Annotated in this window: 22 protein-coding genes; 12 read left to right on the forward strand and 10 right to left on the reverse strand. The window is 58.5% G+C overall.

Annotation, left to right across the window (positions count from 1 at the left end):
• Positions 1–40: 40 nt before the first annotated feature.
• Positions 41–829, reverse strand: a complete 789-nt coding sequence (locus ABIB18_RS19665; protein ID WP_354475342.1) for a MipA/OmpV family protein — start codon at positions 827–829, stop codon at positions 41–43.
• A gap of 130 nt (positions 830–959) precedes the next feature.
• On the opposite strand from ABIB18_RS19665, the gene ABIB18_RS19670 reads away from it, so the two are divergent.
• From ABIB18_RS19670 to ABIB18_RS19685, 4 genes are all read left to right on the forward strand, one after another.
• A complete protein-coding gene (locus tag ABIB18_RS19670; protein ID WP_046289442.1) occupies positions 960–1,655 on the forward strand; it encodes a response regulator in 696 nt (231 codons plus the stop codon).
• Positions 1,652–2,821: a sensor histidine kinase gene (locus ABIB18_RS19675; RefSeq protein WP_031378228.1), complete on the forward strand. Its 1,170-nt coding sequence runs from the start codon at positions 1,652–1,654 to the stop codon at positions 2,819–2,821. Before ABIB18_RS19670 ends, ABIB18_RS19675 begins: the two co-directional genes overlap by 4 nt.
• Positions 2,822–2,914: 93 nt before the next feature.
• Positions 2,915–4,051 (forward strand): efflux RND transporter periplasmic adaptor subunit, encoded by a 1,137-nt coding sequence (locus ABIB18_RS19680; protein WP_354475344.1) that lies wholly within the window; start codon positions 2,915–2,917, stop codon positions 4,049–4,051.
• Positions 4,048–7,101 (forward strand): efflux RND transporter permease subunit, encoded by a 3,054-nt coding sequence (locus ABIB18_RS19685; protein WP_354475346.1) that lies wholly within the window; start codon positions 4,048–4,050, stop codon positions 7,099–7,101. Before ABIB18_RS19680 ends, ABIB18_RS19685 begins: the two co-directional genes overlap by 4 nt.
• 52 nt (positions 7,102–7,153) lie before the next feature.
• Here the strand turns inward: ABIB18_RS19685 and ABIB18_RS19690 are convergent, their stop codons facing one another.
• Positions 7,154–7,399: a hypothetical protein gene (locus ABIB18_RS19690; protein WP_031378213.1), complete on the reverse strand. Its 246-nt coding sequence runs from the start codon at positions 7,397–7,399 to the stop codon at positions 7,154–7,156.
• A gap of 87 nt (positions 7,400–7,486) precedes the next feature.
• A complete protein-coding gene (locus ABIB18_RS19695; RefSeq protein WP_031378214.1) occupies positions 7,487–8,377 on the reverse strand; it encodes a LysR family transcriptional regulator in 891 nt (296 codons plus the stop codon).
• A gap of 104 nt (positions 8,378–8,481) precedes the next feature.
• Here ABIB18_RS19695 and budA point away from each other — a divergent pair, with 104 nt between their 5' ends.
• The 6 genes from budA to ABIB18_RS19725 all read left to right on the forward strand — a co-directional run bounded on the left by budA (position 8,482) and on the right by ABIB18_RS19725 (position 16,088).
• Positions 8,482–9,264: an acetolactate decarboxylase gene (gene budA, locus ABIB18_RS19700; protein WP_031378215.1), complete on the forward strand. Its 783-nt coding sequence runs from the start codon at positions 8,482–8,484 to the stop codon at positions 9,262–9,264.
• Positions 9,265–9,278: 14 nt separating this feature from the next.
• On the forward strand, positions 9,279–10,958 hold the full coding sequence (alsS, locus tag ABIB18_RS19705; protein WP_046289440.1) for an acetolactate synthase AlsS: 1,680 nt from the start codon (positions 9,279–9,281) through the stop codon (positions 10,956–10,958).
• A 23-nt stretch (positions 10,959–10,981) separates the two neighbouring features.
• Entirely contained in the window at positions 10,982–11,755 is a 774-nt protein-coding gene (locus tag ABIB18_RS19710) for a (S)-acetoin forming diacetyl reductase (protein ID WP_031378216.1), read from the forward strand.
• 206 nt (positions 11,756–11,961) lie between these two features.
• On the forward strand, positions 11,962–13,413 hold the full coding sequence (locus tag ABIB18_RS19715; protein ID WP_089562167.1) for a flagellin N-terminal helical domain-containing protein: 1,452 nt from the start codon (positions 11,962–11,964) through the stop codon (positions 13,411–13,413).
• Positions 13,414–13,771: 358 nt separating this feature from the next.
• The gene (locus tag ABIB18_RS19720; protein ID WP_354475349.1) at positions 13,772–15,085 is read left to right on the forward strand and encodes a CitMHS family transporter; all 1,314 of its coding nucleotides are present in this window, start codon (positions 13,772–13,774) and stop codon (positions 15,083–15,085) included.
• Positions 15,086–15,248: 163 nt separating this feature from the next.
• On the forward strand, positions 15,249–16,088 hold the full coding sequence (locus ABIB18_RS19725; RefSeq protein ID WP_089562169.1) for an MBL fold metallo-hydrolase: 840 nt from the start codon (positions 15,249–15,251) through the stop codon (positions 16,086–16,088).
• A gap of 105 nt (positions 16,089–16,193) precedes the next feature.
• On the opposite strand, the gene ABIB18_RS19730 is transcribed toward ABIB18_RS19725, so the two are convergent.
• The 6 genes from ABIB18_RS19730 to ABIB18_RS19755 form a co-directional block, all read right to left on the reverse strand.
• Positions 16,194–16,610 carry a type II toxin-antitoxin system VapC family toxin gene (locus tag ABIB18_RS19730; RefSeq protein ID WP_031378188.1) on the reverse strand — a complete coding sequence of 139 codons (417 nt, stop codon included), beginning with the start codon at positions 16,608–16,610 and terminating at the stop codon, positions 16,194–16,196.
• Positions 16,607–16,837, reverse strand: a complete 231-nt coding sequence (gene vapB / locus ABIB18_RS19735) for a type II toxin-antitoxin system VapB family antitoxin (RefSeq protein WP_031378187.1) — start codon at positions 16,835–16,837, stop codon at positions 16,607–16,609. The genes ABIB18_RS19730 and vapB overlap by 4 nt, the downstream gene beginning before the upstream one ends.
• 422 nt (positions 16,838–17,259) lie before the next feature.
• Positions 17,260–18,723, reverse strand: a complete 1,464-nt coding sequence (locus ABIB18_RS19740) for a YsnF/AvaK domain-containing protein (protein ID WP_089562170.1) — start codon at positions 18,721–18,723, stop codon at positions 17,260–17,262.
• 284 nt (positions 18,724–19,007) lie between these two features.
• Positions 19,008–19,937 (reverse strand): alpha/beta fold hydrolase, encoded by a 930-nt coding sequence (locus ABIB18_RS19745; RefSeq protein WP_354475352.1) that lies wholly within the window; start codon positions 19,935–19,937, stop codon positions 19,008–19,010.
• Positions 19,938–20,000: 63 nt separating this feature from the next.
• The gene (locus tag ABIB18_RS19750; RefSeq protein ID WP_031378131.1) at positions 20,001–20,573 is read right to left on the reverse strand and encodes a pyridoxamine 5'-phosphate oxidase family protein; all 573 of its coding nucleotides are present in this window, start codon (positions 20,571–20,573) and stop codon (positions 20,001–20,003) included.
• Between the two features lie 143 nt (positions 20,574–20,716).
• The gene (locus tag ABIB18_RS19755) at positions 20,717–23,077 is read right to left on the reverse strand and encodes a glucose/quinate/shikimate family membrane-bound PQQ-dependent dehydrogenase (RefSeq protein WP_089562172.1); all 2,361 of its coding nucleotides are present in this window, start codon (positions 23,075–23,077) and stop codon (positions 20,717–20,719) included.
• Between the two features lie 346 nt (positions 23,078–23,423).
• Between ABIB18_RS19755 and ABIB18_RS19760 the strand changes: the two genes are divergently transcribed.
• Complete coding sequence (locus ABIB18_RS19760) at positions 23,424–23,969, forward strand: GNAT family N-acetyltransferase (RefSeq protein WP_069729831.1); 546 nt, start codon at positions 23,424–23,426, stop codon at positions 23,967–23,969.
• Positions 23,970–24,029: 60 nt separating this feature from the next.
• The gene (locus tag ABIB18_RS19765; RefSeq protein WP_031378128.1) at positions 24,030–24,953 is read left to right on the forward strand and encodes a GNAT family N-acetyltransferase; all 924 of its coding nucleotides are present in this window, start codon (positions 24,030–24,032) and stop codon (positions 24,951–24,953) included.
• 10 nt (positions 24,954–24,963) lie between these two features.
• Here ABIB18_RS19765 and ABIB18_RS19770 read toward each other — a convergent pair whose 3' ends face one another.
• Positions 24,964–25,209 carry a hypothetical protein gene (locus ABIB18_RS19770; protein ID WP_089562175.1) on the reverse strand — a complete coding sequence of 82 codons (246 nt, stop codon included), beginning with the start codon at positions 25,207–25,209 and terminating at the stop codon, positions 24,964–24,966.
• Positions 25,210–25,229 lie beyond the last annotated feature (20 nt).

Raw genomic sequence — 25,229 nt, forward strand, 5'->3', positions numbered from 1 at the left:
TTCGATGGCTGCGCATCTCATCCTCCCCGCCATGTCGTCATCAAAAGGTGTAACTCAGTGCAAGGGTGGTGGAGACCCCTTTGCGCCGTGCAACGATCGGGCTATCCGAGGCGTGTTTATCCAGCCAGGTGTAATCACCGATCACGCTGGCGGCCCACGTCGGCGTGAACTGATGGCTCCAGGTCAGGCTAGTGTCAGTGCCGTAAAATCCACCGGCCGCGTTATAGCGTGCAAAACCGCTGCGCGCACTTTGCTGGCTGTTAACGCCATAAAAGGTATTGAGGTAACGCCCATCGCCGAACAGGCCTGCTGCCTGCAGGGCGACCGTGTCGCTGTCGGTCTGCCAGGGAATAAGGGTGACAGAGGGGCGATACTGCACGCCCTGACTGTCGCTCAATGGCAGGGTCGCCTTGCCTTCTACCGTCAGCCAGGATGTGATCGACCAGCCCACCGCCAGGGACGTATTAACCGTGGCGTCAATCTTGCCCATGCCTTTGAGTCGATCATCGCCGTCACGCCACGAAGAGTGGCTATCAGCCCGCCCCAGCCCGTAACCCAGCGTATGTTCAAGATAGAGACCGTTATCCGCCTGCAGGTCATAACCGACACCCTTTTGCGTATCGAGAAAGAAGGCGCCGTCACGCGCCTGAATCAGCGGCATTAACTGCCAGTGGCGTTTATCCGCCCCGCTGTAGCGCGGCGCATTGATACCCGCGATGCCCAGCGTCAGGCTGGGCGCGGGCGTTGTACCCTGATCGGCCATGGCTGCCGCTGCGCTTATGCTCAGCGAAAAACAGACCATGTGAAGCTTTATTTTTCCGGTTATCATCACCTTTCCTCATCATCACATCACGTTGCGGAACTGAGGGGGTCAGTGCCGCGTTTCTGGCCGGAGTATGCGAGGCACGTATCAATGAACGGCCAGGGATTTATGAAGAAACAGTCAAGGTGGTGCGAAAATGCAGTCAAAACGTGTACTGATTATTGAAGATGATGCGGATGCGGCCGGCGTGCTTGAGGCCTATCTGAAACGTGAAAATTATGACGTTACGATTGCCGGAGATGGCCTGAGCGGTCTGGATGCGGCCCGACGCTGGCAGCCCGATCTGATCCTGCTGGATATCATGCTGCCCGGCATGAACGGCACCGAAGTGCTGGCGGCGCTGCGGCGGCGCGACGACACGCCGGTGATTATGGTCACCGCGATGGGCGATGCACCGGACCGCATCGGTGCGCTGCGCTATGGCGCGGACGACTATGTCGTTAAGCCCTACAACCCAGGCGAAGTGGTGGCACGGGTTCAGGCGGTATTACGCCGCAGTCAGAACCCAACACCGCAGCCGGAAACCTTACGCTGGGCCGGGTTAGAGGTCGATCCGCTGGCGCTGATCGCCGTGGTAAAGCATGACGGTGCCGAACCCCGCCGCCTCGATCTGACCCCAACCGAGTTTTCTCTGCTGGTAACAATGATGCGTGCGCCAACCCGCCCGTTTACCCGCCTGTTCCTGCTGGAGCACTGCCTGCCGGAAAGCGATGCGCTGGAGCGGGTGGTGGATACCCACGTCTATAACCTGCGGCGCAAGCTGGAAGTGGCGGGTATTACCGACGTGTTACCGGCGGTACGCAGCGTGGGCTACCGGTTCAGACAACCATGAAAAACACTTCTCATCCTTCACTCTGGCGCTGGATCTGCCTGCGGGTGCTGTTTCTGGCGATAGGCAGCGTTGTGCTGATCGCCATCTGCATGTGGCTGCGATTCGCTGTACAGGCATTCTGGGTTTATTACCGTATGCCGCCCGCGGTGCTGGAGGAGTTCACCCAGCTGCGGCAACATCCCGCCAGCGATCCGGCCCGCTTCCATCAAATTATCGATCAGTGGTGGGGCATCAACTTTTCTGATCCGTCGCTGGCTTCGTCAGACTGGCTTACGGTGATCGTGCTGGTGGTGGTGACGATCCCGTTTATGGTGCTGATGGCGCTGCGTTTCGCCCGTCCTCTGTCTGCGCAGTTCAGCCAGCTGGCAACGGCGGCGCGTGCAGTCTCAAAAGGGGAATTTGGTCGATCGGCAGCGCTGGTGAAAGAGGCACCGCAGGAGCTGGTGCGCTTCACCGAAGACTTCAACCAGATGACGCAACAGCTGGCGCGCTACGAGCGCGAACTGCGTGCCTCGCACGTTGCGATGGCGCACGAACTGCGATCGCCGCTGACGGCCGCTATCGGCCGGTTACAGGGGATTCTCGACGGCGTGTTCCAGCCTGAGCCGCAGCAGCTGGCGATGATCATGAAACAGCTGACGCAGCTCAGTCGTCTGACCGATGAGCTGCATCTGTTGTCACTGGCGGATGCCGGCCAGCTGACCCTGAACCGCGATCGCTTTAATCTCAGTGAACTGCTGCGGGAGCGGACCGGCTGGCTGATGCCACAGGCGCGGGAAGCGGGTGTCGCCATCAGCGTGACGCCGGCGCAGGATCTTTACCTCACTGCCGATCCGTTTCGTCTGGGTCAGGTGGTGACCATCATCTGCGAAAACGCCCTGCGCTACGGCGCGGAGGGCGGACGGCTGGAGATCCACGCCAGCCAGAGCGATCGCGCCACGGTTCTGACCTTCCGCGATTACGGCCAGGCAGTGGATCTTAATTTCCTGCCGACGCTGTTTGATCGCTTTACCCGGGCAGATTCGTCACGTGCCCGCCACTCCGGCGGCAGCGGCCTCGGCTTATCGATCGCCAAAGCGATAGTCGACGCGCACGGCGGTACCCTCCACGCCAGCCTGCCCGCCGGAGGCGGTCTGTTAATCGGTATGACCCTGCCGGTGAGCTGAATCGGCGCAACTTGACCGTTTCTTGACGGTTCATCGAAGGATTCTGGACACAAGCCGGGTTCAATGAGCACAACTCATTACAGGAACCCGGTTATGACAGACTTACTTCCGGATGCTGCCCGACAGCTGTGGCGTCATCTGCTCAATGTTCACATCTTTGCCCCGATAGTGTTGGTGTTGCTGGGCGTACTGATCATCACCGGCTGCCGTGATGATAATTCCGCCCCGCCCGCTGCCCCGCTGCGGCCGGTTAACACCGTGGTTGCGCCGCCCTTCAGCAATGATGCCTCTGCCTCCCTGACCGGTGAGATCCATCCCCATCAGGAGGTGGCGCTGGCCTTCCGGCTCGACGGCCGCGTTATCCGCCGGACGGTCGAATTGGGTGACAGCGTCACAGCCGGTCAGCCGCTGGCCATGCTTGAGGACAACCCGGCGCAAAACCAGTTGAGCAGCGCCCGGGCCGACCTGGACAGCGCCCGCGCCGCCGAACGTGTTGCCGCCCTCAATCTGCACCGGATGCGGTTGCTGATGCCAGGCGGTGCTATCGCCCGCAGCCAGCTGGACAGCGCGCAGGCGGACTTTCAGAGCGCCCAATCCCGTCGCCTCAGCAGTGAAGCAGCGCTGAAAAATGCCGGAGATCAGCTCAGCTGGACCCAGCTCAGGGCACCTGCCGCTGGCCGGATCACGGCCGTCAACGTTCAGCCAGGTCAGGTCGTCAGCGCCGGGCAAAGCGTGATGACGCTGGCGGCGGGCGACGCCCGCGATGCGGTGTTTGATCTGTCAGAGCCGGGTCTGCTGCGGCCTGACGACGCCACGCCGCTGAAGGTGACGCTGCTTGCCGACCCGCAGGTGCAGGTCAGCGGCCGGGTGCGTGACATCAGTCCGCAGGCCGATCCGCAGACCCGGACCTGGCGACTGCGGCTCAACCTGACTGACCCACCGCCCGCGATGGCGCTGGGTGCCACGGTGATGGTCAGCCTGCCCGATGGTCAGCCGCCGGTGATCGCCTTACCCGCCAGCGCCGTGACCCGCGCCGGTGAAAAGCCGGCGCTGCTGGTGGTGGATCGCCCGACCCGGCGGTTGCAGCTGCGTCCGGTGGTACTGGCCCGCTTCACGGCGGATCAGATTTTCATCAGCGGCGGGATCGCGCCGGGTGAGCAGGTAGTGACCGCCGGCGTCAGTACGCTGCAGCCGGGCGAACAGGTCGCGTTACAGCAGGAGCAGCCATGAAAGCGCACGCCTCTTCATCCGGCTTTAACCTGTCAGGCTGGGCGCTGGCACATCAGCAACTGGTGATCTTTTTCATGCTGCTGGTGATGGCGACAGGCGTTCTGAGTTATGAGCACCTGTCGCGTAACGAAGATCCGGCATTTACCATCAAAACGGCGGTGATCTCCGCCCAATGGCCGGGCGCGGACGTGGACACTACCGTGCAGCTGGTCACCGACGTGCTGGAAAAAAAGGTGCAGGAGATCCCGTCACTGGACGCGGTTGAGAGCGAAACCCGGGCCGGGCAGACGGTGATTTATGTCAATCTGCGCGATGACACCTCACCTTCCGCGGTAGCAGGCATCTGGTATCAACTGCGTAAAAAAATGCAGGATATCGCGCCTTCGCTGCCGCAGGGCGTGCAGGGTCCTGCCGTCAACGATGAATTTGATGACACCTTCGGCACCATTTATGGTTTTACCGCCGAAGGCTTCACCTCGCGGGAGCTGCGCGATCGGGTCGATAATCTGCGGCGCAGTCTGGCCGATCTGCCGGACATCGGCAAAACCCGCTTACTCGGAGTACAGGAGCAGCAGGTGGTGATTGCCTTTTCTCCGCGCCGGCTGGATGGGATGGGGCTGGATTTACAACAGGTCAGCGATGCGCTCAGGTCGCAAAATGACGTAGTGCCTGCCGGCAGCCTGCGTACCGATCGCGAAAACATCGCGCTGCGGGTGAGCGGGACTCTGACCTCGGTCGCCAGCCTGCAGGCGGTGACGCTGCATATCGGCCAGCGTTTTATTCCGCTGACCGATCTGGCGACCATCAGCCTGCAATCCGCCGAGCCGCCAGCGCCAGAATTTCGGGTTAACGGCGTACCGGCCATCGGACTGGCTATTTCCATGGCCGCGACCGGCAATATGCTCGACTTTGGCCAGCAGCTGGATCGGCGGATGACCCGATTAGCCAGTCAGCTACCGCACGGCATTACCCTGACCCGGGTGGCCGATCAGTCTGCGGTGGTCAAAACGGCGGTCAGCGGCTTTGTCCGGGTGCTGGGTGAGGCGATTGTGATTGTGCTGGCCGTCTCGTTTGTGTCACTGGGGCTGCGGGCCGGTCTGGTGGTGGCCGCAGCGATCCCGCTGGTGCTGGCGATGACTTTCACCGGCATGCTGCTGGCAGGGATCGGGCTGCAACGCATTTCGCTCGGTGCGCTGATCATCGCGCTGGGACTGCTGGTGGATGACGCCATGATTACCGTGGAAGCGATGGTCGCGCGGCTGGAGGCGGGCGACAGCAAATGGCAGGCCGCCACCTATGCATTTAAAACCACCGCCTTCCCGATGCTGACCGGTACGCTGGTGATGATAGCCGGCTTCATTCCGGTCGGATTCGCCGCCTCCAGCGCGGGCGAATATTGCTACTCGCTGTTTGTGGTGATCGCCCTGGCCCTGCTCTGCTCGTGGGTGGTCGCCATTCTGTTTTCACCGCTGACCGGTAGCTGGCTGCTGTCAGTGGGCAGCATCAAGGCACACCGGCCGCCGGGTATCCTGATGCGTGCCTACCACCGGCTGCTGTCGGCGATCCTGCAGCGACGGTTCATTACCCTCGGCGCAGCGCTGGCGGTATTAGCCGTCAGCCTTTACGCCATCACGTTTATGCAGGGTGAATTTTTCCCCTCCTCCGATCGCCCCGAACTGCTGGTCAGCCTGACGCTACCCGCCAATGCCGCCCAGGCCGAAACCGCGCGCCGCACTGAACGGCTGGAACAGAGCCTCCATAACGACCCTGACGTCGCCAATTTTACCAGCTACATCGGATCCGGTGCGGTGCGCTTTTATCTGCCGATGGATGTGCTGCTGGATAATGAAAATACCGCCCAGCTGGTGGTGGTGGCGAAAGATCTGGCGGCACGCGATCGGCTGCTCAGGCGGCTCGAAAGACGACTGGCAAACAGCTTCGGCGACATCACCACCCGGGTCTCGCCGCTCGAACTTGGTCCGCCGGTCGGCTGGCCGCTCAAATACCGCATTACCGGTACGGATAATGCCCGGGTGCGTCAGGCTGCTGATCAGCTGGCGGCCGTGATTGCCCGCTCGCCGCTCACCCGTGAGGTCAATCTCACCGCCGGCGAACCGGAACGGGCGATCACCCTGGCGGTCAATCAGACCGCGGCCCGCGCGGTCGGGGTCTCATCCGACAGCATTGCCCGCACGCTGAATACCGTGATGTCCGGCAGCGTGGTCACCACGCTGCGCGACCGCAACCGGTTAATCGATGTAGTGCTGCGCGGCAATGATGCCGGTCGGCAGGATACGGCAGTGCTGGCCGGTCTGATGCTCACCACCGCCAGCGGGCAGAAAATTCCGCTGAGTCAGGTGGCAACTCTGCAGTGGGGCGTCGACGATCCGGTGATCTGGCGACGTCAGCGGCTGGCTTACATAACCGTGCAGACCGATATCGCTCCGGGCCAGCGTGCTGAAACGGTGTCAGCGCAGCTCGCACCGCAGGTCGACGCGCTGCGTGCCACCCTGCCCGCCGGATACGGTATTGAGGAAGGTGGCGTGGTGGCGGAATCGGACAAAGGTAACGGTTCGGTGTTCGCGCTGCTGCCGGTGACGATCTGCGCCATGCTGGTGCTGCTGATGATCCAGCTTCAGCGCTTTTCCAGCATGCTGCTGGCACTCTGCATGGCACCGTTTGGCCTGCCGGGCATCGTGTTAGCCATGTTGCCGGCGGCTACCCCGCTGGGGTTTGTGGCCCTGCTCGGGATTATCGCGCTGGCCGGTATTATCATCCGCAATGCGGTGATCATGATCAGTGAAGTGGACGCCAATACCCGCGCCGGACTGGCGGCTGATGAGGCGATCCGGCAGGCGGCACACCATCGCGTCCGGCCAATTCTGCTGACCGCCTGTGCCGCGATCCTTGGCATGATCCCCATTTCGCATCAGGTTTTCTGGGGACCGATGGCGTTCGCGATTATTGGCGGACTGGTAAGCGGCACGCTGGTCACGCTGACGGTGCTGCCCGCCGCGCTGAGCCTGTTAATGAACAGAAAACCGGGCTGATTCAGTCAGGAACGCCGATCCCGCCACGCGACGGCGGGATCGGCCAGCAGGCTTACTTCATCACTTCAACCAGAATCAGCGGGCACTTCCGGACCTTACAGGCCTGGCTGTAGGCCAGTGAGCAGACTGAACAGAGATCGCGGATGTCAGATTGATACTCATACTCCATAAAATAGCGGAACCTGCCGCTGGCGGACGCTGTTCTCCAGAATCGCTGCGGCTCCAGAATCTCATCCAGTTGCCTGAATGTCAGGGCTGACGGGTTGTGAAACCCGACTCTTACGCGGTATGTAGTCATGGCTCGATTATTCGCAACCCGGACCCGCGTAGCCAGTCGGTTATTGTGTTCAGTTCAATAGCCTGCGCTTATCAACGCCGCTTCGCCTCAGGCCGGTGGTTTTTCCGCCAGCATCGACAGCAAATGCAGCACCGCTTTTGACGGATGGTAGCGCCGCCAGGCGAATGCCACGTCGGTGAATAAGGTGTTATTTTCGATTTCGCAGAAGCAGATTTGGGGATTATCAACGCAGCGCATCGACTCCGGCACCAGCGCGATACCGCATCCGGCACCGACCATTCCCAGTGAAGAGGTGATTTGCGGTGCCTGCTGAAAAGCCTGGCGCGAAAAGCCGGCCCGCAGGCAGGCGCTGACGATCAGTTCATACAGGCTGGGTGCCACCTCGCGCGGGAAGATCACCAGCGTTTCTTGTGCCAGTGCCGACAGCGCCACCGCCGGAGCCTGACTGAGTGGGTGCTGGCGCGGCAGCGCGATCAGCATTTTCTCGGTGGAAATCACCCGCAGGTTAAACGCCTTGCTGCTCTCGCACGGCAGGCGGATAAACGCCGCATCCAGCAAGCCTTCCTGTAAATCCTGCATCAGCAGCGCCATGTTCTCTTCACGCGTCAGCAGCTCCATTGCCGGATAGCGCGCGGTGAACTGACGGATCAGCGCAAATATGCGGGGATTAAACGCCACCGAACTGGCAAACCCCAGCGACATCTGTCCACTGATCCCCCGGGCAATGCCTCGCGCATTTTCCAGCGCATGATCGGCCAGCTGGACAATCTGCTGTGCCTCTTCGAGGAAAGCCTCACCCGCTTCGGTAAGCTCAACGCCGCGCGTCAGCCGCTTCAGCAGCGGCGTCCCGATCTCCTGCTCCAGCCGCAGGATCTGCTGACTCAGTGGCGGCTGTGATATCCCGAGCATTTCAGCAGCCCGGGTGAAGTGAAGCGTCTGGGCGACGGCGACGAAATAACGCAGATGGCGAAGTTCCATATCAAAAACGTCTCAAAGTTAACAGGTTTTGCTATTGGACCCACCGACTGAATCGGTTCAACCTTAGGTTAACACGGCTTAACGGTTAACTGATGAGGCACCAAATGAGCAATTATGTAACTGATTGTTCCTGTGAGGATCAACTAAAGCATACCGTGCGAAAACTGGCACAGGATGCACCAGAAAGCGTTATCTATCAGACCTCACTGATGAGCGCCCTGCTGAGCGGCGTTTACGATGGCAGCACCCGGATTGCCGATCTGCTGCGCAAGGGGGATTTCGGTCTGGGCACCTTTAACCGGCTGGATGGCGAACTGATCGCCTTTGACAGCCAGGTTTATCAGCTGCATTCAGACGGCACGGCGCACCCTGCCGATCCGGAACAAAAAACCCCGTTTGCGGTAATGACTTTTTTCAAACCGCAGCATCTGTACGAATTTGAACGGCCGGTCTCACGTGAAGAGATTCACCGGGTGATCGACAGCGAAATCACTTCTGATAACCAGTTCTGCGCATTGCGGATCAGCGGACGCTTTAGCCGCGTCGAGACCCGCACCGTGCCCTGCCAGTGCCGCCCTTACCGTTCGATGCCGGAAGTGCTTGGCAATCAGCCGACCTTTACCTTCAGCCAGCGCGGCGGCGAGCTGATTGGCTTCCGCACGCCGCAGTATATGCAGGGCATCAACGTAGCGGGCTATCACGAACATTTCATTACTGACGATCGCGAAGGCGGCGGCCACATTCTCGATTATGCGCTGGAAAAAGGCACCCTGACCTTTGGCGCCATCAGCAAGCTGGTGGTTGATTTGCCGCAGGACAGCGATTTTCTTAATGCCAACCTGAATCCCGCCAATCTTGACGCCGCCATTCGTGCAGTTGAAAGCTAAACAGAGGAATGAAGATGAAAAACCCAACCGATAACACACTCTGGACCTGCGGTGCCGACCTGGTGGTGGCGCAACTTGAAGCACAGGGCGTGAGCCACGTGTTCGGTATTCCCGGCGCAAAAATCGATAAAGTTTTCGACTCGCTGCTGGATTCCTCGATTCAGACCATCCCGGTGCGCCATGAAGCCAATGCGGCCTTTATGGCGGCAGCGGTGGGCCGGCTGACCGGCAACGCTGGCGTCGCGCTGGTCACCTCCGGTCCCGGCTGTTCTAACCTGATCACCGGCATGGCAACCGCCACCAGCGAAGGCGATCCGGTGGTGGCGATTGGCGGTGCCGTGAAGCGTTCTGACAGCGCCAAGCAGGTGCACCAGAGCATGGACACCGTTTCGATGTTTCGTCCGGTCACCAAATATGCGGTTGAGGTAACCGACCCGGCCGCGCTGTCTGAATGTCTGTCGAATGCGTTTCGCCACGCCGAACATGGCCGCGGCGGCGGTGCGTTCATCAGCCTGCCACAGGATATCGTTGATCAGCCGGTCACCGGTAAGGCGCTCAGCAGCAAAGGCCGCCCGGTGCTTGGCGCAGCGCCTGATGCGATGATCGACACCGTCGGCCAGGCCATTGCCGCGGCGAAAAACCCGGTGATCCTGCTGGGCCTGATGGCGAGCCAGCCAGAAAACAGCGAGGCGATTCACCATCTGCTAAACAGCAGCCATATTCCGGTCACCAGCACCTATCAGGCGGCAGGCGCGGTCAGACAGGAACATTTCTCCCGCTTTGCCGGACGCGTCGGATTGTTCAACAACCAGGCGGGCGACCGGCTGCTGCAACAGGCGGATCTGATTATTACCATCGGTTACAGCCCGGTGGAATATGAACCGGCAATGTGGAACACCGGCAACGCCACCCTGATCCACATTGACGTGATGCCCGCCGAAACCGACAACCGCTATCTGCCGGACGCCGAGCTGGTCGGGGATATCGCTGCCACATTGCGCAAACTGGCAAGCCGGATCACGGCACCGCTTCAGCTCAGCCCGGAAGCGGCCAGCGTGCTGGAAGATCGGCAACATCAGCGCAAATTACTGGCGATGCAGGGTGCCAGCCTTAATCAGTTTGCTCTGCACCCGTTACGCATCGTGCGCGCCATGCAGGACATCATTAACAGTGACGTCAGCCTGACCGTCGATATGGGCAGCTTCCACATCTGGATCGCCCGCTATCTCTACAGCTTCCGCGCCCGCCAGATCATGATCTCCAACGGTCAACAGACCATGGGCGTGGCGCTGCCGTGGGCGATTGGTGCCTGGCTGGTCGACCCGCAGCGCAAAGTGGTGTCGGTATCGGGCGACGGCGGTTTCCTGCAGTCCAGCATGGAGCTGGAAACCGCGGTACGGCTGCAAGCCAATATTCTGCACATTGTCTGGGTCGACAACGCCTACAACATGGTGGCGATGCAGGAACAGAAAAAATACCAGCGCGTCTCCGGGGTGAATTTTGGCCCGATCGATTTCAAAGTCTACGCCGAAGCGTTTGGTGCCGCCGGTTTTGCAGTCAACAGTGCGGCAGAACTTGAACCGACCCTGCGTAAGGCGATGGATGTTCAGGGCCCTGCCGTGGTGGCGGTACCGGTCGATTATGCCGACAACCCTCTGCTGATGGGCCAGCTGCATCTGAGCCAGCTTCTTTAATTTCAACCTGAAAGGATATGATGATGAAAACCAACGTAGCGTTTGTTACCGGTGCAGGACAGGGAATAGGTGAAGCTATCGCCCTGCGGCTGGCCCGGGACGGTTTTGCCGTGGCCGTGGCCGATTTCAATCCTGACACTGCCCACCAGGTGGCGGAAAAGATCATTCAGAGTGGCGGTAAAGCGGTGGCGCTGAAAGTTGATGTCTCCCAGCGTGATCAGGTGATGCATGCGGTTGAGGAGGCTCGTCAGGCGCTGGGCGGCTTCGATGTCATCGTCAATAATGCCGGCATCGCGCCCTCAACACCGATCGCCGGGATCACCGAAGAGGTGGTGGATAAAGTCTACAACGTCAACGTGAAAGGGGTGATCTGGGGCATGCAGGCCGCCATCAAGGCGTTCGCCGCGGAAGGACACGGCGGTAAAATCATCAACGCCTGTTCACAGGCTGGTCATGTCGGTAACCCGGAACTGGCCGTTTACAGCTCCAGTAAGTTCGCGGTACGGGGCCTGACCCAGACAGCGGCCCGAGACCTGGCTCCGTCAGGCATCACGGTTAACGCCTACTGCCCTGGCATTGTCAGAACACCGATGTGGGATGAGATTGACCGGCAGATCTCCGATGCGGCCGGTCAGCCCGCCGGTTATGGCACCCGTGAGTTTGCCAAACGCATCACCCTTGGACGCCTCTCCGAGCCGGAAGATGTGGCGGCCTGTGTCGCCTACCTCGCCGGTCCCGACTCCGATTACATGACCGGACAGGCGTTACTGATTGACGGCGGCATGGTGTTTAACTGATTGCCGCATCGCCCTCCCCTGCTGCGCCCGCGCGTAGCAGGCTTTCCCCTTGCTGAATCGTTAAATTTTTTTATCAAAGAAGCCCACTGCCTTCAGCCACTTGCCCGTACGACCGCTATAACAGCCACAATATGCGTCTTCGCAGGTTAAAGCTGCTAATCGTCATGCCGATAAAACACAGACCCTACTCCCTGTTCGAAGCGACTATGTTAACGATCAACCATAACGAAACCGCCGCATTTACGAACAATATGCGGTACAGCACTGAGTCAGTTCTGGGAAGAACGATTGAACGGTTATCATCAGGGATGCGGATAAATAGTGCCAAAGACGATGCAGCGGGCCAGGCGATTGCCAACCGCATGACGGCCAACATTGGCGCCGATAGTGTGGTCGCTCGCGGCCTGAACGATGCCATTAGCTATGCCCAGACGGCAGGCGGTGGCCTGGGCAGCATAGCGGACCTGTTGATTCGGGCTAAAACGCTCTCTATCCAGGCCGCGACCGGTACGCTGTCGGATGCCGACCGCCAGAGCGTCAACGGCGAATACCAGCAGATTCTGGCCGGCATTAACCAGATTGCCGACCAGACGGAGATTTTCGGTAAATACCCGTTAGCCACTAACGATCCGGACCTGCCGCCAGCGCTGCTCGGCAACGTCCAGCCGATCAACACCAAATTCCCGGTTGCGGGAAAGAGCTATTCGTTTACTTCCGGGGTGATCCCGCTGGCCTATATCCCGGCCGGCTCGACCGCCATCACCATCTCCATTGACTCACTGGGTCAGGATGATGATCTGCAGCTGTTTACCCGCGACGGTAAGCATCTGGCCGGCACCCCGATTGACGGCAGCGCGCCCGATTATACCTGGATGAGTAAAGGCATCACCGATGACGCCACCGCGCAGTCTCGCCTGCTGACCAGTAACAACGGCTTCGCCAGCGGCGCGGCCTATGACGGTTCGCAGCTGCTGGAAGGCGGAGCCAGCTGGTCGCTGGCTGGCAGTAACAGTGGCAGCTATAACGGGATGAATATCACCTACAGTGGTGACGGCGATCGCTATGAAGATGTCGCCAGCGGCGATTTCAACAACGGCACCAATACCGGCACCCGGCTGGAGCGCATTACGCTGGATACCGTCAGCGAAGATCTGATTGTGGTGGTGGTCGGCAATGGTTCATTCACCAGTAACCTGACCTGGGGAAATCTGCCTGAGCCAAAAGCGAGTCCGGTTACGCCGCCGCATCAGAGCGAGCCATTAGAAGTGATCACCAGCGCCGACTTCGGTCAGCCGATACAGTCTGATCATATTCCGGCTACGCCGTCGGATACCAAAGCGCTCGGGCTGAATAACACTACTCTGCTGACACCGGGTGATATCAGCAGCACCATGCACGCGCTGGATAGCGCGCTGGACAAAGTCAGCCGCTATCAGTCGACCTATGGCGCGAAAATAAATCGCTATGAGTCCAACCGCACGGTGCTGTCTCAGCAGAGCGTGGATACCTCGACGGCCCGCAGCCGGATTCAGGATGCTGACTATGCAGAGGAAGCCAGCCAGCTGGCGCGCAGTCAGATCCTTCAGCAGGGCCAGAATGCGGTCATGAAAATGGCGAATAAGTCGCCTGAATTGATCATGCAATTGTTAGGCAGTTAACGTCGTTACTCTCCACCTGATAGCTGAGCTTTCCGGCTCAGCTATGCTGCCGTTCCCTCTCCCGTCATCCAGACACTCACCCGTTGCTTTGCGCCTTCTCTGGCCCTGAAAAGCCGGTAAATCGTGCGCCTCAGTTGATCGCAATCACACAATCTCGTTTAACAACCGTTTAATAACGATCGGGATCACTCTTTTTTGTTAAATAAATGCTAAATCCTGATAACTAATTATTATCATCTTTTAGGTGCAGGGTTAATTAAAACAACAGGTTAACCATTAATGCGCTAAGTATAACGTGATTTTTTATCGCACTACGTAACTTTTCTATTACTTTTTAGCCATGACGAGGGCCATTAATTTGCTGACCATACTGGGATTTTCGATGGTTGTTTGCTTCATGTATCTGATCATGACCAAACGCATGTCAGCCTTGATTGCGCTGATCCTGATCCCGACCCTGTTTGCGCTGATTGGCGGCTTTTATCAGGGCCTGGGCACCATGATGCTGGACGGTGTCAAAACGCTGGCCCCGACCGGCGTGATGCTCACTTTCTCTATTCTCTATTTCGGGCTGATGATTGATGCCGGCCTGTTCGATCCGCTGGTACGCTTTATCCTGAAAATCGTGCGCGGCGATCCGCTCAAGGTGCTGGTCGGTACCGCGGTGCTGACCCTACTGGTCTCACTGGATGGCGACAGCTCCACCACCTATATGATCGCTATCGCCGCCTTCTTACCGCTCTATCAGCGGCTTGGCATGAACGTGCTGGCGATGACCTGCCTGGTCAACCTGGCCAGCGGTATTATGAACCTTTCGCCGTGGGGCGGACCGACGGCGCGCGCCGCAGCCGCACTGCGCATTGATGCGCTCGATATCTTCATTCCGATGCTGCCCGCGATGTTGATGGCCTGCATGAGTCTGGTGGCGATGGCGGTGCTGTTTGGCCTGCGTGAACGTAAGCGTTTAGGCGTGATGACCCTGAAAGATCACCATCTGGATAATATCGAACTGGGGCTGGGTGATGCCGAAGAGTGTGCCGCTAATCGCCGACCGAAAATGTTCTGGCCTAATTTCATCCTGACCACCGTGCTGCTGGTGCTGCTGGTGATTGGCTTGATGCCGATCCAGATCCTGTTCATGCTGGCATTTGCGGTTGCGGTGATGCTCAACTATCCGTCACTGGAAGAGCAGAAAGCGCGTATTGGTGCCCATGCCGGTAACGTGCTGGCAGTCACCGCGCTGATTTTTGCCGCTGGCGTGTTCACCGGCATTCTCTCCGGCACCGGCATGGTCGATGCGATGGCGAAGAGCCTGCTGGCGGTGATCCCGCACAGCTTCGGGCCTTATCTGGCGCTATTCACTGCGCTGGTCAGCCTGCCCTTCACCTTCTTCATGTCCAATGACGCGTTCTACTTCGGTATCCTGCCGGTTATCGCCCAGACCGCCGCCAGTTACGGCATTTCAGCAGAAGAAATCGCCCGCGCGTCGATTGTCGGACAGCCGTTCCACCTGCTCAGTCCGCTGGTGCCGTCGGTCTACCTGCTGGTCGGACTGGCGAAAGTTGATATCGGCGATCACCAGCGCTTTGCGATTAAGTGGGGGATTCTGGTCAGCCTGGTGCTGATAGCTGGCGAACTCCTGACCGGCGCATTCCCGCTGTTCCACCGCTAAATCACAGATTTCTGGCGGATAATCGGCAATTTTGCCCGGTTATCCGCTGCACCGCTCCGCCTACTGCGTCATCCCTTTCTACACTCTAAAGCCAGACAGACGTGCCACGCGCCAGGCTGGCCGGGCCGCGTCGTATCTTGTGTATTGACCTTATGGAGGCCAGATGAAAATTCACCACCTCAACTGTGGCTGTATGTGCCCGCTGGGCGGCGCGCTCTATGACGGATTCAGCAAAGGCCTGACGGCCCAGCTGGTGTGCCACTGCCTGCTGATTGAGACCGACCGCGAAGGTCTGGTGCTGGTCGATACCGGGTTTGGCCGTCAGGATATGCGGGCACCCGGCAGCCGCTTGTCCGGTTTTTTCCGCGCCATGAATAACATTCAGCGCCGCGATGAGCTGACCGCGCTGGCACAGATTACCGCGCTGGGTTTCAGGGCTGAGGATGTGCGCCACATTATTCTGACCCATCTCGATTTTGATCACGCTGGCGGCTTAACGGACTTCCCGCAGGCGCGCATTCATCTGCTTCAGCAAGAGGTTGATACTGCTCATCAGCGGCATAGCTGGCTGTCGCGTGAGCGCTATCGTCCCGGCCAGTGGGGCGGGATCAGCAACTGGGAAACCTATCAGCCGCAGGGGGAAAAGTGGTTTGGCTTTGAGGCAGTGCACGGATTGCGCGATCTGCCGCCGGAAATTTTGCTGGTGCCGCTGGCGGGACATACGCCTGGCCATGCCGGTATCGCGATTCAGCAACCTGATGGCTGGCTGTTGCACGGCGGTGACGCCTGGTTTTATCGCGGTGAAATGCGCCAGCCGACGCGCCACTGCACGCCGGGGCTGCGTTTTTACCAGTGGATGATGGCGATGGATAACGCGGCACGCCGGCATAATCAGCAGCGGCTGCGCGAACTTTCCTGCCAGCGTGGCGGCGAGATCACCTTTTTCTGCAGTCACGATGCGCGCGAACTGGACGCGTTGCGGGTTAACGCCCCGCTGCGCTAAGAGCAAACCAATTATTGTATTGATCAGGTTGGCCAGCAGACTGAGCCGGATAAAGCCCGCTATTTATCCACGGAGCGATTAAATAGCGGGCTGGAAAACCCATGCTTACTTCACCCAGTCTTCGAACACCAGGCCCGGTACCCGCTCAAACTCCCTGACATTATTGGTCACCAGAATGGCCCCTGTCGCAATCGCGTGTCCGGCAATGGCGGTATCGTTAGGGCCGATTGGCGTTCCGGCCGAAGCCAGTGCCGCTTTAATTTCCGCAGTGGCGTCCACCGCTGCCCGATCCCACGGCAGGATTGCATCAAGGCGGGCGCAGAAGGCATCAACCAGCTTTCCATGGCGCGGAGAAGCGTTTTTCCCGATCGCCCCGAAACGCATTTCGGCATAGGTAATCGCCGATACCACGATACGATGATTACGCAGCACCGCCTGCTCCAGACGTCTGATCACCGCTTCCGGCTGCTCGCGCATAATGAACGAACAGATGCAGGTGTCCAGCATGTAAGTCTTACTCATAAGTCAACGCGGCCTTCATCACTGATAACGTCTTCACGCTCTGTCATAAAGTCAGGGTCCGCTTTCTCTTCCTGAATAAATGAGCCCCATGTTGGACGTACCGGGCGAAGAATGATGCTGTCGCCTTCACGGATGATCTCCAGTTCGCTCACCCCCTCAAAGTCCATATCACGCGGCAAACGGATGGCGCGATTATTGCCATTTTTAAATACTGATACGGTTCGCATGATTTTTCTCCCATAGAGTAAATGCTGTACAAAGCGGGTGCATCAATACCAGCAAGCACCCCAAGCATAGGCAAAGTATATGCAGATGCAAAGCATATGTATAGCTGGCACACCTGCAGATTGCAGACACCACCGGAACGATTTATTGGTAAGGGAAGAGTGGGGTCAGAAACGTCCTCTTTACGGCAAAGAACTGTCTGAAATCAGATCAGCGGCTGCCGGAACATACAACAGCCAGAATAGCTCTAGTGAGCCTGCCAGCCTTGCTGAACGGGCGCGAGGCCAGATGCTATCGCGGGGTAATTTTTGTCGTCCTGCGCGAACCGGGCGCGTTGCGGGTTAACGCCCCGCTGCGCTGAAGGCAAAAAAATGCCCGTATTCACTAATACGGGCAGTGGACTAAGCCGGATACAGCCGCAGCCTTATGGCTTTTTGAATTTGTCTTCAACCTTATCTTTGGCTTCGGCAATTTTATCGCCTGCCTTCTCGATTACGCCCTCTTTATGCGCCGGATCCCGGCCAGAGAGGCCACCCGGCGATACAGCCGGACTGTCGTGACCGGTGCGAGCCTGCTGCGTAGCGTCGAGCAGCGGATCGGTCGCAGTGCGGTTGCCGGCCACGTTATCCGTGCTGGCACGGTCAATATCCACTTCCTGCCGACGTACCGAGTCATTGATGGTTTCAACCCGATCGCTCTGCTCTTTACGCAATACCACTTCTTCAATGATTTGCGCGGTTTTATTCACCACCGGTTGTTCATGGGTCTCTTCAACTTCGATGGTTTTTTCCGACCAGTCGACCTGATCCGGCGCGCCGGTTTCGCTCAGCGGACGGCGGAAAATCTCCGCATGCTGTTCACGCAGCGACACATTTTCTGACACCTGATCGGTGACCGTGTAGCGGCGTACCCGGGTTGAGCCTTCGCTGACCAGGCGTTTTCCCACTTCCAGTCGCTCTTCGGCCAGACGCAGCACGTCTTCTTCACTTTCATCGCCGGTCAGCGAAGGACGTACGGTCGCGCTATGGGCCGGATTGCCGGTGAGATCGCTGCCCGGCGTCGGTTGATTCAGCGAGGCACCCGGTGCGGTGGTCAGGCCATCATCGGCGGCGTAATCTTCCGGCAGGGCGGCGCTGCGCTCGGTGAGCTCTTCATGTGCATCAAGAATGCCCAGTGCCCGCGGCAACTGATCTTCATCTGCACGCAGCGACAGCACCACGCCGCCAGTCCGCATCGCATCTTCATAGACTTCGGCCTGATCTTCTTCCAGCGTATTGCCGAACAGACGCTGCCAGAAGCCAGGATGACGCGCTTCCTGACCTTCAGTACGCAGGCGCTCTCCGGAAATAATATCAATGTCATCGTCCAGGAAGCCCGCTTTGATCAGGTTGCGCTTTGCGCCTTCTGCCAGTGAGACATTGCTGAACATCGTTACGATTGTTTCACGCGCCATAGTTTTCTCCTCGGTGATGGGTTCAGACTGTTTTGGTTGCTGATGTCTGTCTATCTGAGCGTGCTGTTTTTTCAGGGTGACCACCTGTTCCAGCGGAACCTGGTTAACCACTTTGCGGATATGCAGTTCCTCTTTCAGCACCAGCCGGCGGATAATCTCAACTTCCTCTTCAACCACAGGAATGATGATCACGCCGTTTTCTTCGCGGATTTCCGGCATTGACGTCAGCCGTTCCGATTTAGGGACTCGCTCTATTTCGGCTGTCTGCTGCCTGAGTAACAGGGCGATTTTTTCTTCATGCTCCGTCACCCGCCGGGTAACCCGGACATGGCCGTCACTGACCTGCTGCTTCGAAATCTCAAGCTGCTCTTCCGCCAGCCTGAGTCGCTGGTCATTTTCCCCTGCCTCCGGTTTTTCAGGCGGTCGATCGTTCATGGTTAACCTGCCCGTAGTCCTGAGAAAGTTATGCTGGGATAAGCGTGCAGAGAAATAATGGTGACTTTTCCTGTCATGAAGCATAAGTGACTGCTTCATGAGAATTTAAAGCCTGGCACAAGCGAAGCTAAAAGATAGGAAATAGCGTAAAAAGATGGAAATATGAGGATAACGTGGCGCTAAAATCCGTTAAGCGATGCGGCAGATAAAAAAATGCCAGCGCAGCGGCTGGCAGTGAATATGACATCATTAACGGTGGCTCGCCCCGGCTGTGGGGTTGCGGATTAATCAGGCTGTTTTTCTTCGGCAGAGGTCAGGAAAGCCTGCAGTTCCGCCAGCAATGCTGATGGCACCTCTTCCTGCGGCGAATGGCCGCACGGTAACGCCCGCCCCCGAATATGTGAGGCTTTGTCAGCCCAGGTTTGCGGCACATCATACAGCTGGCCGACCGTGCCCTGCTCTCCCCACAGTAACAGCAGCGGGCAGCGGATTCGCTCTCCTGCGCTGGCAGCATCATCCTCTAAATCTATCGTCGCACTGGCGCGATAATCCTCACACACCGCGTGCACCATTGCCGGATGCTGATAGCAGCGCAGGTAATCTTTCAGAATCGCTTCAGGCGTGGCATCAGCGACTTTGAGTTGCGCCCGGATATGCTGACGCAGGAAGAATTCGGTATTTGACCCGATCAGCGTTTCCGGTAATGGCTCAGGCTGGATTAGGAAAAACCACCAGAAATAGCGGGTGGCGAATTCCCTGTCTGTCTGCTGGTACATGGTGGCTGTCGGTGCAATATCGATAAAGGTACAGGCGCTGACGCGATCCGGATAATCGAGCGCCAGCCGATGGCCTACCCTGGCTCCCCGATCGTGTCCGACAAAAGCAAAGCGCGGGTGGCCAAGCGCAGTCATCAGCAGCGCAATATCCTGCGCCATCGCCCGTTTTGAATAGGGCCGGTGCTGCGCATCGCTGGCCGGTTTATCACTGTCGCCATAGCCGCGCAGATCGGGCAGCACCACGGTATAATGCTGCGCCAGCACTGGTGCCACCTTATGCCAGCAGAGGTGATTCTGCGGATGACCATGCAGCATCACCAGCGCCGGCCCGCTGCCGCCAGTGGCGACGCGCAGCGTGATGCCGTTATCCAGCGTGACATCCTGCAACTGAAAACCCTGAATAAACGGGGACGGACCCCGATTGCTGATTAAACCCACCCTGACCTCGTCGTTTCAAAAAAGTCTGTTCAGTCAGTGTAGACCGGGATTAAACCCGTCTGCTCAGGGGGTGATCTGCTGGCCACTGACCAACGCACCGTCAGTGGCGTAGATCAGCAGCGCCCGCTGATTGTTCTCCCGGTGTAACTGATACCAGTCCAGCGCACTGACCCGCATCACCACTACGCCGAAATGCTGCCTGCCGGCATCGTCATCCGCTGGGGGCACTGCAGCCTGCTCATCACTGTCAGACACCTCGCCCGGCGGGCCGCCGGTGTAGGTGCTGCGGGTCCGCGCCGGTAACCGGGACCACGCAGCATCCGCAATATCGCTCTCCCCGGCATACAGTCCGACCTCTCCCTGCAGGCGCAACTGCAGCCGGGTCTGCAGGGCATATCCCAGCACCGTCACCTGCGGATTGGCGCTCATCTCCTGCCACTTCGGACTGCGGAGATCGGTATGAAAGGTCAGGGTGCGCAGGCGGCTATCAACCTGACGTAAAACCACGGTACGCGCCTGTGGCCGACTGGCGGCATCAACCGTACACAGCGTCAGGTAGCGGAATTCCGCCTGCGGATCAGCGGCAGCATCGCTCAGTGTGGTCCAGGCAGAGGCGTCAATCTGTTTCAGATCCATCCGTTTTGCTCTCTCAGTGGCAAGGGGGGCAGCTCAAGCGTAGCAATGAAGCCACGGCTTCACCTGTCAGCGCGCTAATGTCAGCAAAAAAAAGCCCCCGCAGGCGAGACCGACGGGGGCGTGATTTTACAGATTAACGCAGGTTACGGCAGCGCATAAGCGATAAGCGTATCGCCCATTTTAGTGCCGAACGAGCCGTGTCCACCGGCCATGATCACCACATATTGCTTACCGTTGACTGCATAGGTCATCGGCGTCGCCTGACCACCCGCCGGCAGTCGGGCCTGCCACAGCAGTTTGCCGTCACGCACACTGTAGGCGCGCAGGTAGTTATCCAGCGTTCCGGCAACAAAGAAGACATTGCCAGCGGTGGTCACCGGGCCGCCTAACATCGGCACGCCCATTTTGAACGGCAGCGGAACCGGCGCACTGTCGCGTACCGTACCGATGCGTTTCTTCCAGACAATCTGATGATTCTGCAGATTGATCGCCGAGACAAAGCCCCATGACGGCTGCAGGCACGGCAGACCTAAAGGTGACAGGAACGGATTCAGTTCAACGCCATAAGGTACGCCATACATATGCTGCACGCCGGATTCCGAACCGGAACCAGCAGCACCCGCCGCACCAGGCTCAATCGGGTTGCCCGGTCCGCGTGGGACCAGCCGTGAGATAAACGGCATCGCCATCGGGTTCGCAATCGCAATCTGACGGTCGGTATCAACCGCAATACCGCCCCACTCGAACATGCCGAAATCACCCGGGAACACCAGTGTGCCCTGCTCTGAAGGCGGCGTAAACGGGCCTTCATATCGCAGGCGATGGAACATTACGCGGCACGCCAGCTGGTCGAACATCGTCGCACCCCACATATCCTTGCCCTGCAGATTCTGCTTCGGCCGGAAGGTGAGTTGCGAGAAAGGCTGAGTCGGGTTGAGATGATCGCCTTTCGCCGGTCCCTGCGGTACCGGGGTTTCCGGTGCAGGTACCACCGGCTGGCCGGTTTCACGGTTCAGCACAAAAATGTTGCCGGTTTTAGCCGGAACATACACCACCGGTACGCGCTTGCCGCTGCTGTCCGTGATGTCCGCCAGGGTTGGCTGCGACGGCAGATCCATGTCCCACAGGTCATGATGTACTGTCTGATAGAACCAGGCCAGCTTACCGGTCGAGGCGTGCAGCGCCAGCAGGCCGCTGGCATAACGCTCCTGTTCCGGCGTGCGATGACCACCCCAGATATCCGGCGTCGAGACGCCCATTGGCAGATAGATGATGTCACGCTGAGCATCATACGCCGCCGGTGCCCAGGAGTTAGGTGAGTTGGCGCTGAAGGTCTCCCCTTCTGCAGGCAGCGCATTCGGATCTTTCGCGCCAGGATCAAACGCCCACACCAGCTTACCGCTGTCGATATCAAAACCGCGGATCACGCCAGACGGTTCACGGGTTGACAGGTTATCGGTGACCGAGCCCGCCACGATGATCACTTTGTCGGTGACAATCGGTGGTGACGTCGGCTCATAACCGCCCGGATAGGCATTTGGCTGCTGATGTTGCAGATTCAGCTCACCGTGGCTGGCGAAGTTCTCGCAACGCTCACCAGAGGTGGCATCCAGCGCAATCAGACGACCGTCGTCCACCGGCAGGAAGATACGACGCGCGCAGTGGGCAGGCTGTGAAGCGCTACTCTGCTGCGCCGCCGGCATTTCGTGATAGGACACGCCACGACAGGTGATGTGCTGGAATGACGGATCGGATTTGAGCTTCGGATCAAAGCGCCATTTCTCTTTGCCGCTCACCGCGTCCAGCGCCAGCAGAATCTGGTGTGGCGTGCAGAGATAGAGCATGTTGCCCGCCTTGAGCGGCGTCACTTCATTGGTAATCTCACCCGGATCGTTCGCGGTTTTGACATCGCCGGTGTGATATTGCCAGGCCACCTGCAGGTTCTGCACGTTGTGCTCATTGATCTGCTTCAGCGGCGAGTAACGCACGCCTTCCTGCGTCCGGCCGTAGGCGGTCCAGTCTTCCGCCGGTACCGATGAAGCGGCTGGCGCAACATCGGTCAGCGGCAGTTCGCCGTTTATCTCCTGCGGATCGTGCAGTGATGAGCCCACCAGCAGCGCTCCGTTAGCCAGTAAGGCGATAACCATCGCCGCCAGCGGTTTTTTACCGGCCGGGCCAAACTGACGATAGCTGAAAGGCAAAATCAGCCAGATCCCCAGCAGTACCCAGACGTCGAGTCGCGGCACCAGCGTCCAGTAGTCGCTGCCTGCTTCCTGCCACGCCCACAGCGCACTGGCGATCAGAATCGCGGCGTAGAGATAGAGCGCACTGCGTTTTCTGCGCCACAGCAGCACGCTAAAGCCCGCCATGGCCAGGCCGCTGATCAGGTAATACGCGCTACCGCCCAGCGATAGCAACCAGACGCCGCCGATCAGCAGCCAGGCAGAGCAGGCGACAGAGAACAGCAGCGTTAACAAATTGAGTGTTCGGGATACCCGTGACATGTGTTTAACCTTGATAAAAAGCGGGAAATGTAAAGAAACATCAGTGCAAGTGTAAACGCTATCACATGCCATTTACATTGCCTTTTCGTGGCAGAGTGTAAACAAATCTATAATAATTCTTATATATCAGTCAATTACATTAGAAATGTGTTAACTAAAAAATTTCAACCGATGCGAACCACGCAGCTCATCGTAATAATCCCGACACAAATGGAAGCGATACCACAACCGCCGTCTTCAGCGGTGCACGGCTGGCTGGCGAGTTTGACTCCCGCTTCTCCGGCGGCTGTGTTAGCTTGCTGGCATCAACTTTCGCCCTGAAGCTCGGCCTGCAAGGAGTAGCATAATGCAACCTGATGTGATCACCTCTGCGCGGCTGCGTTACCGGCCGTTGAGTCAGCAGGACTGGCCGTTTTATCTGGCGGTCAGTCAGGATCAATCGGTGATGAAATATATCTCTGATCCACGCTCTGCCGACGAAATCAGAACCCACTCGTTTGACGTTCGCTTGCCCGCCTGGCATAAAGGATGTGATCACTGGCTTTGCCTGGTGATGGAAGAAAAAACCTCAGGATTGCCGACAGGATTCAGCGGATTTATCGATCGGGGTAACGGCATTGCCGAGTTTGGTTTTATTCTCGCCGCTGACTTTCACGGCAAAGGTTACGGTCGCGAGTCACTGAATGCGGTGATCGGGTTTTGTTTTGACCAACTGGCGTACCGCAAGCTGGTGGCGACCGTTACCGCTGGGAATATCGCCTCACGGAAAGCGTTAATCTCCGCCGGCTTCGCGCAGGAAGGCACCTTAAGGCAGAACTTTTTTCTGAACGGTAAATGGCAGGATGACTGGCTGTTCGGTCTGCTGAAAGAGGAGTACCAGAGCCGGCGCTAAGCCGTTACGTTCATTCAGCCCCGATGCTGAACCTGAGACGGGCAACAAGGTGGAAAGGGTATGCTGGATTATATGGTGTCGCGCTACCAGAGCCTGCCGGTTTCACCGCACCGGCTCAGGGGCTGGCTGATTAAGTGGCTGACGCAGCAGCAGGCATGGTGTCGTGATGCCCGTTTCTCTGCCGCCTTTCCCTGGCGTGAAACCGGGTTGCCACAGCGTTATTTTCTGCAACGTGAACTCCACATTGACGGTCAGCGTTATCTCACCGGTCCCCGCTATCTCGGCGGCGATCTGGCCCAGCCGTTTATCGATGTCGTCGCGCTGGATGGACCGATTAACCAGCAGGTTGCCTGCGCCATTATGCAGGCGTGGCAGGCGCTGAACCCGCAAACGCTGCGCGTGCTGCTGCCCGCCGACCATCCTGCGATCGGCTTCACCGATCAACTGATCTTTCTTGGCCGCCCGGACTCGCTTTCCGCCCCGACCGGGCAGGATGTTTCGCTGGTGACCGCCACCAGAGAGGATTATCCGGTCTGTCTGACCACTATCAATCGCGCCTATCGTGCCAGCTGGCGTGCCCTGCCGCAGCTCAGACATCTGCTGCTGGCAACCGATAAACGGGAACTGCGTGAGGATATCGCCCAGGGCAACGTCTCGCTGATTGTCAGTCAGGGTCAGCTGGCCGGCTTGATCATTTGCGCGATGCGCCGCGTGGGGTTCATTGAGGCGATTCAGATTCTGGATGAGGTGATTTTGCCCGAATACCGCGGCCGCGGACTGGCAGCGCGAGCCCAGCAGATGCTGTTGCAGCAGCTCGATCAGCGTTACGGCGACAGCGTGCTGCTGACCGGCACTATCCTTCCCGGCAATACGCCTTCGCTGAAAAGTGCGGAAAATGCCCAGCGGCGTTGCGTACTGAAGTATCAGTTTTTCACACCGGCCGACTTAAGTGCAGGTCAGCGGGTGATGGCCGCTGACGGTTAAATGCACAGCCTTACCATAGCGCCAGCTCAATTAATTTATCCTGCACGCTATAAACCCGCTGTTTCAGATTCAGACTCTCTTCTGCACTGATACGTTTTGCATCAAACGCGCGGTTAATCTTTTCCAGCGCCATTTTGGTTTTGCTTTTCAGACCGATGTGCCAGTTTGCCTGCGGGTAACCTGCCACCTGAGTTTCTAAACTCAGCACCAACTCAACCACACTTTTACCACCGGTAGAAGTTTCAGATGCAGACATATCTACCTCTATTTGCTGCT

It is taken from the genome of Pantoea sp. UYEF8 (assembly GCF_040546285.1).
GTDB lineage: Bacteria > Pseudomonadota > Gammaproteobacteria > Enterobacterales > Enterobacteriaceae > Pantoea > Pantoea brenneri.

What these genes read in the sequence shown, in the direction of transcription:
- ABIB18_RS19665 (WP_354475342.1), bottom strand. Translation starts at nt 829, where the DNA reads ATGATAACCGGAAAAATAAAGCTTCACATGGTCTGTTTTTCGCTGAGC.
- ABIB18_RS19670 (WP_046289442.1), top strand. Translation starts at nt 960, where the DNA reads ATGCAGTCAAAACGTGTACTGATTATTGAAGATGATGCGGATGCGGCC.
- ABIB18_RS19675 (WP_031378228.1), top strand. Translation starts at nt 1,652, where the DNA reads ATGAAAAACACTTCTCATCCTTCACTCTGGCGCTGGATCTGCCTGCGG.
- ABIB18_RS19680 (WP_354475344.1), top strand. Translation starts at nt 2,915, where the DNA reads ATGACAGACTTACTTCCGGATGCTGCCCGACAGCTGTGGCGTCATCTG.
- ABIB18_RS19685 (WP_354475346.1), top strand. Translation starts at nt 4,048, where the DNA reads ATGAAAGCGCACGCCTCTTCATCCGGCTTTAACCTGTCAGGCTGGGCG.
- ABIB18_RS19690 (WP_031378213.1), bottom strand. Translation starts at nt 7,399, where the DNA reads ATGACTACATACCGCGTAAGAGTCGGGTTTCACAACCCGTCAGCCCTG.
- ABIB18_RS19695 (WP_031378214.1), bottom strand. Translation starts at nt 8,377, where the DNA reads ATGGAACTTCGCCATCTGCGTTATTTCGTCGCCGTCGCCCAGACGCTT.
- budA (WP_031378215.1), top strand. Translation starts at nt 8,482, where the DNA reads ATGAGCAATTATGTAACTGATTGTTCCTGTGAGGATCAACTAAAGCAT.
- alsS (WP_046289440.1), top strand. Translation starts at nt 9,279, where the DNA reads ATGAAAAACCCAACCGATAACACACTCTGGACCTGCGGTGCCGACCTG.
- ABIB18_RS19710 (WP_031378216.1), top strand. Translation starts at nt 10,982, where the DNA reads ATGAAAACCAACGTAGCGTTTGTTACCGGTGCAGGACAGGGAATAGGT.
- ABIB18_RS19715 (WP_089562167.1), top strand. Translation starts at nt 11,962, where the DNA reads ATGTTAACGATCAACCATAACGAAACCGCCGCATTTACGAACAATATG.
- ABIB18_RS19725 (WP_089562169.1), top strand. Translation starts at nt 15,249, where the DNA reads ATGAAAATTCACCACCTCAACTGTGGCTGTATGTGCCCGCTGGGCGGC.
- ABIB18_RS19730 (WP_031378188.1), bottom strand. Translation starts at nt 16,610, where the DNA reads ATGAGTAAGACTTACATGCTGGACACCTGCATCTGTTCGTTCATTATG.
- vapB (WP_031378187.1), bottom strand. Translation starts at nt 16,837, where the DNA reads ATGCGAACCGTATCAGTATTTAAAAATGGCAATAATCGCGCCATCCGT.
- ABIB18_RS19740 (WP_089562170.1), bottom strand. Translation starts at nt 18,723, where the DNA reads ATGAACGATCGACCGCCTGAAAAACCGGAGGCAGGGGAAAATGACCAG.
- ABIB18_RS19750 (WP_031378131.1), bottom strand. Translation starts at nt 20,573, where the DNA reads ATGGATCTGAAACAGATTGACGCCTCTGCCTGGACCACACTGAGCGAT.
- ABIB18_RS19755 (WP_089562172.1), bottom strand. Translation starts at nt 23,077, where the DNA reads ATGTCACGGGTATCCCGAACACTCAATTTGTTAACGCTGCTGTTCTCT.
- ABIB18_RS19760 (WP_069729831.1), top strand. Translation starts at nt 23,424, where the DNA reads ATGCAACCTGATGTGATCACCTCTGCGCGGCTGCGTTACCGGCCGTTG.
- ABIB18_RS19765 (WP_031378128.1), top strand. Translation starts at nt 24,030, where the DNA reads ATGCTGGATTATATGGTGTCGCGCTACCAGAGCCTGCCGGTTTCACCG.
- ABIB18_RS19770 (WP_089562175.1), bottom strand. Translation starts at nt 25,209, where the DNA reads ATGTCTGCATCTGAAACTTCTACCGGTGGTAAAAGTGTGGTTGAGTTG.